10 protein-coding genes are annotated in these 12753 nt (G+C 71.8%); 5 read left to right on the forward strand and 5 right to left on the reverse strand.

Going from position 1 to position 12753, the window contains the following annotated elements; all coding sequences use genetic code 11:
* Nucleotides 1-418 precede the first annotated feature (418 nt).
* Together TCUR_RS20240 and TCUR_RS20245 are read right to left on the reverse strand one after the other, a co-directional pair.
* Nucleotides 419-1090 carry a response regulator transcription factor gene (locus TCUR_RS20240; protein ID WP_012854433.1) on the reverse strand — a complete coding sequence of 224 codons (672 nt, stop codon included), beginning with the start codon at nucleotides 1088-1090 and terminating at the stop codon, nucleotides 419-421.
* A gap of 398 nt (nucleotides 1091-1488) precedes the next feature.
* Entirely contained in the window at nucleotides 1489-3531 is a 2043-nt protein-coding gene (locus tag TCUR_RS20245; protein WP_012854434.1) for a glycogen debranching protein, read from the reverse strand.
* Between the two features lie 113 nt (nucleotides 3532-3644).
* On the opposite strand from TCUR_RS20245, the gene TCUR_RS25835 reads away from it, so the two are divergent.
* Together TCUR_RS25835 and bfr are read left to right on the forward strand one after the other, a co-directional pair.
* A complete protein-coding gene (locus tag TCUR_RS25835) occupies nucleotides 3645-4007 on the forward strand; it encodes a (2Fe-2S)-binding protein (protein WP_012854435.1) in 363 nt (120 codons plus the stop codon).
* Between the two features lie 164 nt (nucleotides 4008-4171).
* Nucleotides 4172-4669: a bacterioferritin gene (gene bfr / locus TCUR_RS20255; protein WP_012854436.1), complete on the forward strand. Its 498-nt coding sequence runs from the start codon at nucleotides 4172-4174 to the stop codon at nucleotides 4667-4669.
* A 77-nt stretch (nucleotides 4670-4746) separates the two neighbouring features.
* On the opposite strand, the gene TCUR_RS20260 is transcribed toward bfr, so the two are convergent.
* The 3 genes from TCUR_RS20260 to TCUR_RS20270 form a co-directional block, all read right to left on the reverse strand.
* Nucleotides 4747-5793 (reverse strand): adenylate/guanylate cyclase domain-containing protein, encoded by a 1047-nt coding sequence (locus TCUR_RS20260; protein ID WP_012854437.1) that lies wholly within the window; start codon nucleotides 5791-5793, stop codon nucleotides 4747-4749.
* A gap of 192 nt (nucleotides 5794-5985) precedes the next feature.
* Nucleotides 5986-6855, reverse strand: a complete 870-nt coding sequence (locus TCUR_RS20265) for a biotin--[acetyl-CoA-carboxylase] ligase (RefSeq protein WP_012854439.1) — start codon at nucleotides 6853-6855, stop codon at nucleotides 5986-5988.
* A gap of 23 nt (nucleotides 6856-6878) precedes the next feature.
* Entirely contained in the window at nucleotides 6879-9557 is a 2679-nt protein-coding gene (locus tag TCUR_RS20270; protein WP_012854440.1) for a phosphoenolpyruvate carboxylase, read from the reverse strand.
* A 115-nt stretch (nucleotides 9558-9672) separates the two neighbouring features.
* Here TCUR_RS20270 and TCUR_RS20275 point away from each other — a divergent pair, with 115 nt between their 5' ends.
* From TCUR_RS20275 to TCUR_RS20285, 3 genes are all read left to right on the forward strand, one after another.
* Complete coding sequence (locus TCUR_RS20275) at nucleotides 9673-11265, forward strand: acyl-CoA carboxylase subunit beta (protein WP_012854441.1); 1593 nt, start codon at nucleotides 9673-9675, stop codon at nucleotides 11263-11265.
* Between the two features lie 60 nt (nucleotides 11266-11325).
* Nucleotides 11326-11547 (forward strand): acyl-CoA carboxylase subunit epsilon, encoded by a 222-nt coding sequence (locus TCUR_RS20280; RefSeq protein WP_012854442.1) that lies wholly within the window; start codon nucleotides 11326-11328, stop codon nucleotides 11545-11547.
* Nucleotides 11548-11709: 162 nt separating this feature from the next.
* Nucleotides 11710-12711, forward strand: a complete 1002-nt coding sequence (locus TCUR_RS20285; RefSeq protein WP_012854443.1) for an NYN domain-containing protein — start codon at nucleotides 11710-11712, stop codon at nucleotides 12709-12711.
* Nucleotides 12712-12753 lie beyond the last annotated feature (42 nt).

A 12753-nucleotide genomic window follows, 5' to 3' on the forward strand; every position in this document is an offset into this window, starting at 1 on the left:
CCGCGGCCGTGGCGGCGGGCGGGACCGGTGCTCGGGACACCGCCCGCCGCTGCACGGCCACGGCCTGAATGTCGGACCTTCTCCGGTCGGCCCGCGGCCGACGCCGGCCGGTCATGACGATGACCCGGCGCGCGCTGCGCCGCGGTCGCGTCGCCGGGGCGGAAAAGGTCCCCATGAACCCTTCTCGACATCGCCGCCGGCAGAGCGCGGCGTCCCCGCGCGGCCGGGCCGGGTGCGCCATGCGGCCGCCGGGAACGGTCCGGCTGAAAAGGGTTCGATGAACCTTTTCAACACGCCGCCTCCGCACGCCGGGACGGGGCCTTGCAGTCAGGGACGCTGCCGCGACCTGGAACGTCGCGGCAGCGGAGACCGCCCGGGCCCCCCTCCCCGATGCCTTGGGCCAGGTGTTGGAAAGGGTTCAGTCACCGCGCTCGAAGCGGAACCCGACGCCTCGCACGGTGGTGATGTAGCGCGGGTTGGCGGCGTCGTCGCCCAGCTTGCGGCGCAGCCACGAGATGTGCATGTCCAGGGTCTTGGTGGAACCCCACCAGTTGGTGTCCCACACCTCCCGCATGATCTGTTCTCTGGTGACGACCTTGCCGGCGTCCCGGACCAGCACCCGCAGCAGGTCGAACTCCTTGGTGGTGAGCTGGAGCTCCTGATCGCCCATCCAGGCGCGGCGCGACTCGGCGTCGATCCGCACCCCTTGCACGATCGGGGTCTCGGTGCTGCCCCGCCGCAGCAGGGCGCGCACCCGGGCCAGCAGTTCGGCCAGCCGGAACGGTTTGGTGACGTAGTCGTCGGCGCCCGCGTCAAGCCCGACGACGGTGTCCACTTCGTCGGCCCGGGCGGTCAGGATCAGGATGGGCACGCCGTGTCCTTCCGAGCGCACCCGACGTGCCACTTCCAGCCCGTCGAGCTCGGGGAGCCCGAGGTCGAGCACGATGAGGTCGACCCCGCCGCCCAGCGCCCTTTCGAGCGCCTGGGGGCCGTCGGGGCTGACTTCAACGGTGTACCCCTCGCGCCGCAGTGCGCGGGCGAGAGGCTCGGAGATGGAGGTGTCGTCCTCAGCGAGCAGTACAGACGTCATGTGGGCATCGTATGGCTATTCATGAATGTTTCCGGGGCCACCGCGGGCCTCTTGACCTGCGGTTTGCCACGTGTAGTACATCCGCGAACACAGATATACCCCCCAAACCGGGAAGTAACCGTACGTGACTCCTCCCACACCGGAAGTCACGCACCCGGCGCGCAGCGCTCCGTCGCCCGGCAGAACGGGCGTTGTGCCGCCCTTGTGGGCGGCTTCGCCGGGAAGCGGCCTGCACCGCGGGGCGGCCGTCCCCAAAGACCTCCGCGAACCGCCGCGAAAGGCGAGCGTCCCGGCATCATCGGCGATTCTGGGACCGAAGGCCGGCAACGGGTCGTCTTCTCCGCCGCTGCATCCCGTACGCCGGCCACGGCGGCGGGGACGCCTTGAGGGCCCGGCCGTCAGATGCGGCGCAGCACCTGGATCGCGCACCCGGCCACCGGCAGCACGTCACCGGCTTTGACGACGACCGCGTCGTCTTCGGCCGGCCGGGCGTCGGCGGTGTCCAGAACCTTTCTCCAGGAGGCGCCGTAGTGTTCGGGCGGCAGCGTGAAGCACAGCTCACCGGGGTGAGCGTTGAAGATCAGCAGGAACGACTCGTCCCGGATGCGCCGGCCGTGCCGGCCCGCTTCGCCGATCGCCTCCCCGTTCAAGAAGACCTGCAGGGCCTTGGCGCGCGGCGCGCGCCAGTCGCGTTCGGTCATCTCCCGGCCGTCGGGGGTGAACCAGCCGATGTCGCCGTGGGGTGAGGCGGCCGTCCCGGCGAGCGGCCGCCCCCGTGCGAAGCGGCGCCGCCGGAAGATCGGGTGCGCCGCGCGCAGCCGGGTCAGCTCGCGCACGAAGTCCGGCAGCCGGCGGTCCTCGCGCAGCCGCCGCCAGTCCACCCGGGCGTCCTCGCCGTCCCGGCGGCAGGCGCCGCCCAGCTCGTCCCCCTGGAAGAGCAGCGGCACCCCTTGCGACAGGAACAACGTGGCCAGCAGGTTGCGTTCGTGGCGTTCGCGCAGGGCCGGAGCGCCGGCGGGCTCCGCGCGGCCGCGTTTTCGGGAACGGCCGCCGCGACGCGCCCGGTCGCCTGGGGCGAAGCCGTCGTGGCCGGTCACGAAGTTGATCGAGGCGCTGGGACGGCGGCCGTCGCCGGCGTACAAGTCCGGGGAGCCGGCCAGCCGGGAGGCGAGGTCGAGCACGGTGCCCGGCCGGCCGCGCCAGTAGCCGCGCACGGTGTCGCGGTAGCGGACGTTCCACTCGGCCCACAGCGGCGGCAGGCCTCCCGCCCGGCGGCCGTCTTCGCCCGCACCGGGCGGCGCGGCGATCAGCTTGACCCGGGAGACCACCGGGTCCTGCTGCACCAGGTCGAAGAAGGCGCTCAGGTGGCCGGCCTCGCCCGGCGCGGCGGTCAGGGCGAAGCGGAAGCCGTCCACGTGCATCTCGGTGACCCAGTACCGCAGCGAGTCCATGATCATCTGCAGGACGTGGGGGGAGCGCATCAGGAAGCCGTTGCCGGCGGCGCCCGCGTAGTAGCGCGGGTCGTCGTCCGACAGTCGGTAGTAGGAGGGGTTGTCCAGGCCTTTGAACGACAGGGTCGGCCCCAGGTGGTCGCCTTCGGCGGTGTGACTGTAGGCCACGTCCAAGATGACCTCGATGCCCGCCTCGTGCAGGGACTTGACCATCGACTTGAACTCCAGGACCTGCTCGCCCCGGCCGCCGGAGGCGGAGTACTCGTTGTGCGGGGCGAAGAAGCCGATGGGGCCGCCGCCCCGGCCGGTGCGCGGGCGCCGCCGCGCCGGCGGGTCACCGCGGACGAACTGGTGCACCGGCATCAGCTCCACCGCGGTGACGCCCAGCTCGCGCAGGTACTCGGTCATCACCGGGTGGCCCAGCCCGGCGTAGGTGCCGCGTATCCGCGGCGGGATGTCGGGGTGGGCGATCGTCAGGCCTTTCACATGGGCCCTGTAGATCACCGTCTCGCAGTGGGGGGTGCGCGGCGGGCGGTCGTCCCCCCAGTCGAAGTAGGGGTTGACCACCACCGAGCGCATGGTGTGGGGGGCGGAGTCCAGGTCGTTGCGCGACCAGGGGTCGCCGAAGGCGTGGCCGAAGCACGCCTGGTGCCAGTCCACCCGCCCTTCGATCGCCAGGGCGTAGGGGTCCAGCAGCAGCTTGCTGGGGTTGCAGCGCAGTCCCCGCTCCGGCTCATACGGGCCGTGCACCCGGAAGCCGTAGCGCCGGCCGGGCATGACGCCCGGTAAGTAGCCGTGCCAGACGAAGCCGTCCACTTCCGGCAGGGTGATGCGGGTCTCCCCGCCCTGCGGTGCGGTGTCGTCGAAGGCGTCGTCGAACAGGCACAGCTCCACCCGTTCGGCCGCCTCGGAGAACACCGCGAAGTTGGTTCCCGCCCCGTCGAAGCGGGCTCCCAGGGGATACGCCTGCCCCGGCCAGAGATCACCCACCGGTCACCTCCTCGATGCGAGGGGTCCCTTCCCCGCCGGCCGGGCTCCACACGGCGGGACGGGGCTCTGGCCAAAGCGGACATCCATCGGTTACCTTAGGGAAGCCTTACCTAATGAGGCTGCCCCGACGGCTGTGCGCCCCCGCGCCCTTCTGGGAGGTCCCCGACCGGATGTACGTGTGCATCTGCAACGAAGTCACCGAGGACGACGTGCACAACTGCATGGCCGCCGGTGCGGGGACGGTCCGGGAGGTCAAGGCGGCGTGCGGCATGAAGCCCGGCTGCGGGGTGTGCACCCGGCGGCTGTATGCCATGGTCCGGGAGAACCGCGCCGCCACGCCGGTGCAGGCCGTCGACGACCTGCCGCCGGTCGAGGAGGCGCCCGCCGATCCGTTCGCTCCCACGCCCATGGCGCCGCTGCAGGGAGTGCAGGTCCCGCTCGGCATGCCTGCCGTTCCGGGCTCGTCGGCCGCATAGGCCACCATCGCCGCCGAGAGTTTTTGAGGAGGATTCCCGCCACTCACCCCTAACCGGCATAACGCGCACTCCACCCCGGGATGGGCGGTTGTCCTGTGATGTTCATTGCCAACCGGGGGATTTATGCTGTCCTAATAAGCCTTCCGCGTGGAAACATGGACCGCATGGAAGGCGACAAGGAGATCATCGCGCTGCTCAACGAGCAGCTCACGGCCGAGCTCACTGCCATCAACCAGTACTTCCTGCATGCCAAGATGCAGCAGAACTGGGGCTACACCAGGCTCGCCAAGCACACCCGGGACGAATCCTTCGACGAGATGCGGCACGCCGAGCGGCTGACCGACCGCATCCTCTTCCTGGAAGGCCTGCCCAACTACCAGAAGATCAACCCGCTGCGCATCGGGCAGACCGTCTTCGAGCAGCTGGAGGCGGACCTGGCGATCGAGATGGAGGCGGTGGCCCGGCTGCGGCACGGCATCGAGCTGATGCGCTCGCGCGGCGACATCACCTCCGCGCGGATCTTCGAAGACATCCTCGAGGACGAGGAAAAGCACATCGACTACCTGGAGACCGAGCTCAGCCTCGTCCGCTCCCTGGGTGAGCAGAACTACCTGCAGCGCCTCACCGACTCCCCGGACGACGCCGACTACGGCGACGCCTGACCCGAAAGCCGGAACGTCGGCCGTCCCCTCCGCTCTCGCCATGCCGACGCACGGGCGGGACGGCCGGAGGCCGAGCCTCAGCGGCCGGTGGCGCGGCGCAGCACATAGGGCTGGATGATGCCCAGGCCGCGGGCGGGACGGCGGACGATGCGGGTGACGGTGTAATCCTCCGACTTCTCCAGCGCGGCGGCCAGCTCGGCGTCGATGACGACCGTGCCGGGACGGGCGATGGAGGTCAGCCGGGCGGCCAGATTGACGGTGGTGCCGAAGACGTCGCCGCGCATGGGCAGCACCGGGCCGTATGCCACGCCCACCCGCACGTCCGGCATCTCGGTCTCGTCCTTGATGGCCTCGGCGATGCTCAAGGCGATCTCCCCGCCCAGCTCGGGGGAGTCGGCGCTGAAGAGCACCTCATCGCCCAAAGTCTTGATCAGGCGCCCGCCGCGGGAGGCCACCACGTCGGCGGTGGTCTCCTCAAAGCGCTCCACCACCCGGGCCAGCTCCGGTTCCTCCAGCTCGCGGCTCATCTGGGTGAAGGAGACCATGTCGGCGAACCCGACGGTGGCCAGCGGGCGGGTGGCGTCGGACTCGCCGGCGGTGGCGGCCAGCGCCAGCGCGCGGGTGCCGGCGGCGGCCAGCTGGCGCCGCCAGGCGTGCACCACCAGCGGTTCCAGCTCATCGATGTGCTTTTCGGCCAGCTCGGCCAGCGCGCGCAGCGACTCGGGGGTGGGCGGCTCCAGCTCGTCTTGACCGGTCAGGCTGGTGAGCAGGTCCACCTGCCATTCGGCCAGGCGGGTCATGGTCTGGCCGAAGGCGCGCACCAGGCGGATCACCCCGTCCTCATCCAGCACGCCCTCGTCCATCAGGCGCCGCAGCTGGCACAGGGCGTCGATGTCGCGGTCGGTGAAGGCCACCGCGTCATCGCTCAGGTGCGGGTAGCCCAAGGCCCGCCACAGCCGCTGGGAGAACTCCTTGGTCACCCCGCCGAGGCGGATCGCATCCACCCGGTTGTAGCGCAGCTCGCCGCCCAGCAGCAGCTCCTCGAACCGCCGGGGGTCGGGCAGGACGCCCTCCTCCCCCTCCGGCCGGGGGCGGCCGCCGCTATCGCCGCTCGCGGACGTCATCGGCCGGACCCCCGACAGGCCGGTACGGCTCGGCGCACGGCCGCGTCACCGCCGGGACCTCGTCTGTCTTCACCCGTCCCAAGTCACCACCCGATTCGATCACCAGCAAGGGGCACGTACCGACCCACGCCAGATATCGTGACAGAAATGAGGCCGGATTGGTGCCCCAAGCGTGAAACATCCCACTTCCGGTCACCGAACGTGCACCACATCGCCGGCCCCGACCGTCTGCTCGCCCTCCGGCGTGACCACCACCAGACAGCCGGCGGCATCGACGTCGGCGACACGGCCGGTGATCTCCTGGTCGCCGGGCATCACGACGCGGACCTGCCGGCCCAGCGTGGCGCACAGGTCCCGGTAGGCGGCGCGCAGGCCGCTGCCCTCTGCGTCGCCGCCCTGCGCCGTCCACCGCCGGTACCAGTCCTCCAGCTCGCGCAGGATCGCCCGCAGCAACGCCTCCCGTTCCCGGAAGGCGGCGCCCTCCAGCAGCAGTGAGGTCGCCGTCGGCACCGGCAGTTCCTCTTCGCGCAGGCTCACGTTCAGCCCGACGCCCATGACCACGGCGTCCCCCACCCGCTCGGCGAGGATCCCGCCCAGCTTGCGGTCGCCCACCATCAGGTCGTTGGGCCATTTGAGGCGGACGTCCAAGGCGGCGGCCCGCCCGTTCCGCCGCGCGGAACCCTCGGTGAGGTCCTCGGTGACGCGGCCGGTGACGCGGCGCAGCGCCTCGGCCGCCGCCAGCCCGGTCAGCAGCGGCAGCCAGCCCAGCGCCGCCGCCTCGACGGGCGGGCGCAGCAGCACCGAGAACGTCAGGCCCGAGCGCGGCGGCGCCGTCCAGGACCGGCCCAGCCGTCCCCGCCCGGCGCGCTGCGACTCGGCGACCAGCACCGCCCCTTCCGGCTCGCCCCGGCGGGCGGCCTCGGCCAGATCGACGTTGGTGGAGCCGGTCTCGGCGACGACCCGCACCCGCCGCCACAGCGACTCGGGCCGCACCAGCATCCGGTTGAGCGCCCGCTCGTTCAGCGGTGGCCGGGCCAGGTCGGTGAAGGGTGACTCGCTCACACCCCCATCCAACCCCACGGGCGTCAGCCGGTGTTCTGCAGCCCGGCGGCCACGCCGTTGACCGACAGCAGCAGCAGCTCCTCCAGGCGGGCGCGTTCGGCGTCGTCGGCCACGCCCTCCCGCAGCGCGGTCAGCGCCCGCAGCTGCAGCAGCGACAGGGCGTCCACATAGGGGTTGCGCAGTTCGACCGCGCGGGAGAGCACCCGCCGGTTCTCCAGCAGCCGCCGGTGCCCGGTGACCGCCAGCACCAGGGAGCGGGTGCGGTCGTACTCGGCCAGCACCCGCTCGGTCAGCTCCGGACGGCCGCCCAGCGCCAGGTAGCGCTCGGCGATGGCGCGGTCGGCCTTGGCCAGGCTCATCTCGGCGTTGTCGAGCATCACCGCAAACAGCGGCCAGGACCGGTAGGCCTCCTGCAGCTCCGCCAGCCCCGCCTCGTCGTCCCCGCCGCCGAGCACCGCCTCCAGGCCGCTGCCCAGCCCGTACCAGCCGGGCAGGTTGACCCGGGTCTGGGTCCAGGCGAACACCCAGGGGATGGCGCGCAGGTCCTCCAGGCTGCGGGTGGCGGTGCGGCGCGCCGGACGGGAGCCGATGCGCAGCCGGGAGATCTCCTCCAGCGGGCTGACCCGGGCGAACCACTCGGCGAAGCCCTCGGTCTCGATCAGGGCGCGGAAGGCGGCCTGGGCGGCGGCGCTGATCCGGTCGGCCAGCGGGCGGAAGCGCACGGCGGCCTCGTGGGCGCGGGCCTCCACCGCCGGAGTGGAGGCCAGCATGATCGCGTTGGTGACCTGTTCGATGTGCCGCTTGGCGATCTCGCGCTGGCCGTAGCGGGCGAAGATGACCTCGCCCTGCTCGGTGACCTTGAACCGGCCGTTCACCGAGCCGGGCGCCTGCGCCAGGATCGCCCGGTTGGCCGGGCCGCCGCCGCGGCCCAGCGAGCCGCCGCGGCCGTGGAAGAGGGTGAGGGTGATGCCGTTGCGGGCGGCCCAGGCCGCCAGCGCCGCCTGCGCGTCATACAGCCGCAGCGTGGCGCTGGTGGGGCCGAGCTGCTTGGCCGAGTCCGAGTAGCCGAGCATGACCTCCAGCCGCCGCCCGGTCTCGGCCAGCCGGCGCTGCACCGCCGGCAGCTTGAGCATGCCCTCCAGCACCGACGGGGCCCGGTCCAGGTCCTCGCCGGTTTCGAACAAGGGCACCACGTCCAGGACGGGGGCGTGGTCGCCCAGGGATTCGGCCAGCTCGTAGACGGCGGCGATGTCGTCGGCCGAGCGGGTGAAGGAGACCACATAGCGGTGGCAGGCCCGCACCCCGAAGCGCCGCTGGATCCAGGAGACGACGCGGAGGGTGTCGAGGACCTCCTCGGTCATCTCGCTGAGCGCCCCGCCCGCCCGGACCTCGGCCAGGGCCTTTTCGTGCACCTGCGAGTGCTGGCGGATCTCCAGCTCGGCCAGGTGGAACCCGAACGTCTCGGTCTGCCAGATCAGGTGCTGCAGCTCCCCGTAGGCCTGCCGGACGGCCCCGGCGCCGGCCAGCGACTCCTGCACCAGGCGCAGGTCGGCCAGCAGCTCCTCCGGGGAGCGGTAGGCCATGTCGGCGTGCCGGGCGCGCGTGGCGGCGATGCGCTCGGCCACATACAGCAGGTACTGGCGGTGCGGCTCCTCCGGGGAGCGCTTGGCCAGCTCGGCGATCAGCAGGGGGTAGGCGGTGCGGGCGGCGTCCAGCGCGTTGCGCAGCGCGGCCGACGGCGGGGTGGTGGCGGAGCTGACGGTCAGCCGGCGGCCGATGCGGGTGCAGGCGTTCTCCAGGGCGCGCAGCACGTGGTCGGACTGGATCAGCACCGCCTCGCGGGTGATCTGCGCGGTCACATACGGGTTGCCGTCCCGGTCGCCGCCGATCCAGCTGCCGAAGCGCAGGTAGGCGTGGGCGCGGGGCGGGCGGGCGCCGCTGGCCGGGCCGCTCGCCCCCACGTCCAGGGCGCTGTCGAGGGCGCGGTACAGCTGCGGGACGACCCGGAAGATGGTCTCGTCGAAGGCCGCCATCGCGGTGCGGACCTCATCCAGCGGGTCCATCTGGGTGTGGCGGCGCAGCGCGGTGCGCCACAGCAGGTCGATCTCCTCGCGCAGCTGCCGGCGGATCTCGTCCCGCTCGGCGGCGCCCTTGCGGGGGTCGTTGAAGTCCTGCAGCAGCGCGCTGATCCGCATGATCGCGGTGACCACGGCGCGGCGGCGGGCCTCGGTGGGGTGGGCGGTGAAGACCGGCCGGAACTCCAGCCCGTCCAGCACCTGCGCCAGGCGGTGCTCGCCGGTGCCGCGGATCTGCGCCACCGCCGCCGCCAGCGAGCCGGAGACCGGGTGGGCCGGGTCGGTGTCCCGCTCGCGCAGGGCGCGGATGCGGTGGTGCTCCTCGGCCAGGTTGGTCAGGTGGAAGTAGACGGTGAAGGCCCGCGCGACCAGCTCGGCGCGCTCCAGGTCCCAGCCGGCCACCAGCGCGGCGGCCTCGTCGATGGAGACGCGGCCCTGGCGGGCGTCGATGACGGCGTGCCGCAGCCGCTCCACGTCCTCCAGCAGATCCGGGCCGCCGTACTCGACGAGGATCTCGCCCAGCATGGCGCCCAGCAGCCGGACGTCCCGCCGCAGCGGCTCGGGCATTTCCTCGCGCAGCGCTTTGCGTTGCTCCGAGGGGACCTGGCCGGCGGCCGAGTCGCGCATATTGGTAGCCACGAGGCCAGCGTAGCCATCCGATCCCCCCGCGAAACGGACGGACCGACCGGTAACCGGGACCTGACGGAAGTTCGCCGGTGGCACCTGGTTACTCTTTTCAGCCATGGCGATGCATGCTCCCGAGCCCACGGGCGATATCGACATCCACACCACCGCCGGCAAGATCGCGGATTTGGAGCGCCGCAGGTACGAGGCGGTGCACGCCGGTTCGGCCAAAGCGGTGGAAAAGCAGCACGCCAAGGGCAAGATGACCGCCCGGGAGCGGATCGACGCGCTGCTGGACCCGGGGTCCTTCGTGGAATTCGACGAGCTGGCCCGGCACCGTTCCACCAACTTCGGGATGGACAAGCACCGTCCCTACGGCGACGGCGTCGTCACCGGCTACGGCACCATCGACGGCCGGCACGTGGCGGTCTTCAGCCAGGACTTCACCGTCTCCGGCGGGTCGCTGGGCGAGGTCTTCGGCGAAAAGATCTGCAAGGTCATGGACCACGCCCTCAAGACCGGCTGCCCGGTGATCGGGATCAACGACTCCGGCGGCGCCCGCATCCAGGAGGGCGTGGTGGCCCTCGGCCTGTATGCGGAGATCTTCAAGCGCAACGTGCACGCCTCCGGCGTGATCCCGCAGATCTCGCTGATCATGGGGCCGTGCGCGGGCGGCGCGGTCTACTCCCCCGCCATCACCGACTTCATCGTGATGGTCGACAAGACCTCGCACATGTTCATCACCGGCCCGGATGTGATCAAGACCGTCACCGGTGAGACCGTCACCATGGAGGAGCTGGGCGGCGCCCACACCCACAACACCAAGTCGGGGGTGGCGCACTACCAGGCGGCCGACGAAGAGGACGCCTTCGAATACGTCAAGGCGCTGCTGTCGTACCTGCCGTCCAACAACATGTCCGACCCGCCCTCCTACGACGTGCAGGCCGACCCCACCGAGCCAGACCCGGAGCTGGACACGCTGATCCCGGACTCGGCCAACCAGCCCTACGACATGCACACCGTCATCGAGCACGTCCTCGACGACGGGGACTTCCTGGAGATCCAGCCGCTGTATGCGCCCAACATCATCGTCGGCTTCGGCCGGGTGGAGGGCCGCTCGGTGGGCGTGGTCGCCAACCAGCCGATGCAGTTCGCCGGCACCCTCGACATCGCCGCCTCCGAGAAGGCGGCCCGGTTCGTGCGCACCTGCGACGCCTTCAACATCCCGGTGCTGACCTTCGTGGACGTGCCCGGCTTCCTGCCCGGCACCGACCAGGAGTACGGCGGCATCATCCGGCGCGGCGCCAAGCTGCTGTACGCCTACGCCGAGGCCACCGTCCCGCTGGTCACCGTGATCACCCGCAAGGCCTACGGCGGCGCCTACGACGTCATGGGCTCCAAGCACCTGGGCGCCGACATCAACCTGGCCTGGCCGACCGCGCAGATCGCGGTGATGGGCGCCCAGGGCGCGGTCAACATCCTCTACCGCCGGGAGCTGGCCGCCGCCGAGGACCCCGAGGCGCTGCGCGCCCGGCTGATCACCGAGTACGAGGACACGCTGGCCAACCCCTACATCGCCGCCGAGCGGGGCTATGTGGACGCGGTGATCAAGCCGTCGGAGACGCGGGGCCATGTGATCCGGGCGCTGCGGGCGCTGCGCGACAAGCGGGCCTCGCTGCCGCCCAAGAAGCACGGCAACATTCCGCTGTGACCCGGCGACTGCGATTCGGCAATGTCGTTTCCGGCCCCGGCGGGCCGGCAAGGAGGCTGCATGAGCGCTGAGGGCAGGCCGTTCCTTCAGGTCATCCGAGGCGACGCCACCGCGGAGGAGGTCGCCGCCCTGGTGGCGGTGCTGTCGGCGCGGGCCGCGGCGGCCGCGCGGTCCGCCGCCGCTCCGGCCCGCCGCTCGGGCTGGGCCGACCGGTCCCGGATGATGCGCCGGCCGCTGCCGCACGGCCCCGGAGCCTGGCGGGCCGCCGTCCTGCCGCACTGACCTTCCGGACGGTCTCCGGGCGCCTTTATGGGCGCCGCATTGCGGACACGCCCGGCGCCTGGCGGTTTGCCCCACCGGCCACGCAGGTCAACGGGGCCGCGGCGAAGCAGGGTCCATGGTTTCGCTCCGCAAGCGTGCGTACGCGAATAAGGTAGGAAGCCCATGGCTACCTCGGAGCATGTTCCCCAGCCTGCCCGCTACGCCGTCTTCGTGGACGCGGGGTACCTCTACGCTGCCTCGGGGGCACTGCTCCTGGACGCCACGTCCCGCCGCGAGTACCGGGTGGCGGCCGAACAGCTCATCAACGCCCTCATCGACTACGCCGCCAAGGAACTGCGCGGCGAGCTGCTGCGGGTCTACTGGTTCGACGCCGCTCCGCGCCGCCAGCCCACCGTGGACCAGCGGGTGATCGCCAACCTGCCGCGGGTGAAGCTGCGGCTGGGAAACCTCAACGCCCAGGGGCAGCAAAAGGGCGTGGACGCCCAGTTGCGCGCCGACCTGGAGGCGCTGGCCCGCCATCGCGCCATCACCGACGCGGTGCTGCTGGCCGGGGACGAGGACATGCTGCCGGCCGTGGAGGCCGCCCAGCGCTACGGGGTGCTGGTGCACCTGTGGGGGGTGGAACCCACCCACGGCTCCAACCAGGCCGAGTGGCTGGTGTGGGAGTCCGACACGGTGGAGGTGCTGTCGGCGGACTTCCTGCGCCCCTATTTCACCAAGGCCAAGGCGCTGCCCGTCCCCCCGGCCGCCGCATCCCGGGAGGCGGCGGTGCACTCCAAGAACTCCTCGGTGCCCTCCCCGGCCCAGGTGTTCGCCGGCCGCTCCCCCTCCACCCGGCCGATCCCCGGCGTCGGGACGCGCCCGGGCGGTGCGCTGCCGTCCTCGGGCCACAACGGCAAGCTCGGCCCGGACCGCCACCAGATGGAGGAGATCGGCGAGCACGTGGCGCAAAAGTGGATCTTCGAGCGGGGCCGCGACAACATCCGCGACCTGCTGCCCGGCCCGATCCTGCCCCCGGTCATCGACAAGGAGCTGCTGATCGAGGCGGAAAAGGAGCTGGGCCGTTCGCTGCGCCCCTACCAGGAGGCCCGCACCTGGCTGCGCGACGGGTTCTGGGAGCGGGTCTACCGGGAGTTCGGCATCGGCATCGGCAAGTCCGGCTGAGCCGACCAGGCGGTCCGATTCCCGCCAGCCCGGCGCGGCGGC

The sequence above is a fragment of the Thermomonospora curvata DSM 43183 genome (assembly GCF_000024385.1).
GTDB lineage: Bacteria > Actinomycetota > Actinomycetes > Streptosporangiales > Streptosporangiaceae > Thermomonospora > Thermomonospora curvata.

Coding starts and splice junctions, on each gene's coding strand:
- TCUR_RS20240 (WP_012854433.1), bottom strand. CDS start 1,090: ATGACGTCTGTACTGCTCGCTGAGGACGACACCTCCATCTCCGAGCCT.
- TCUR_RS25835 (WP_012854435.1), top strand. CDS start 3,645: ATGAGGCTGCCCCGACGGCTGTGCGCCCCCGCGCCCTTCTGGGAGGTC.
- bfr (WP_012854436.1), top strand. CDS start 4,172: ATGGAAGGCGACAAGGAGATCATCGCGCTGCTCAACGAGCAGCTCACG.
- TCUR_RS20260 (WP_012854437.1), bottom strand. CDS start 5,793: ATGACGTCCGCGAGCGGCGATAGCGGCGGCCGCCCCCGGCCGGAGGGG.
- TCUR_RS20270 (WP_012854440.1), bottom strand. CDS start 9,557: ATGCGCGACTCGGCCGCCGGCCAGGTCCCCTCGGAGCAACGCAAAGCG.
- TCUR_RS20275 (WP_012854441.1), top strand. CDS start 9,673: ATGGCGATGCATGCTCCCGAGCCCACGGGCGATATCGACATCCACACC.
- TCUR_RS20280 (WP_012854442.1), top strand. CDS start 11,326: ATGAGCGCTGAGGGCAGGCCGTTCCTTCAGGTCATCCGAGGCGACGCC.
- TCUR_RS20285 (WP_012854443.1), top strand. CDS start 11,710: ATGGCTACCTCGGAGCATGTTCCCCAGCCTGCCCGCTACGCCGTCTTC.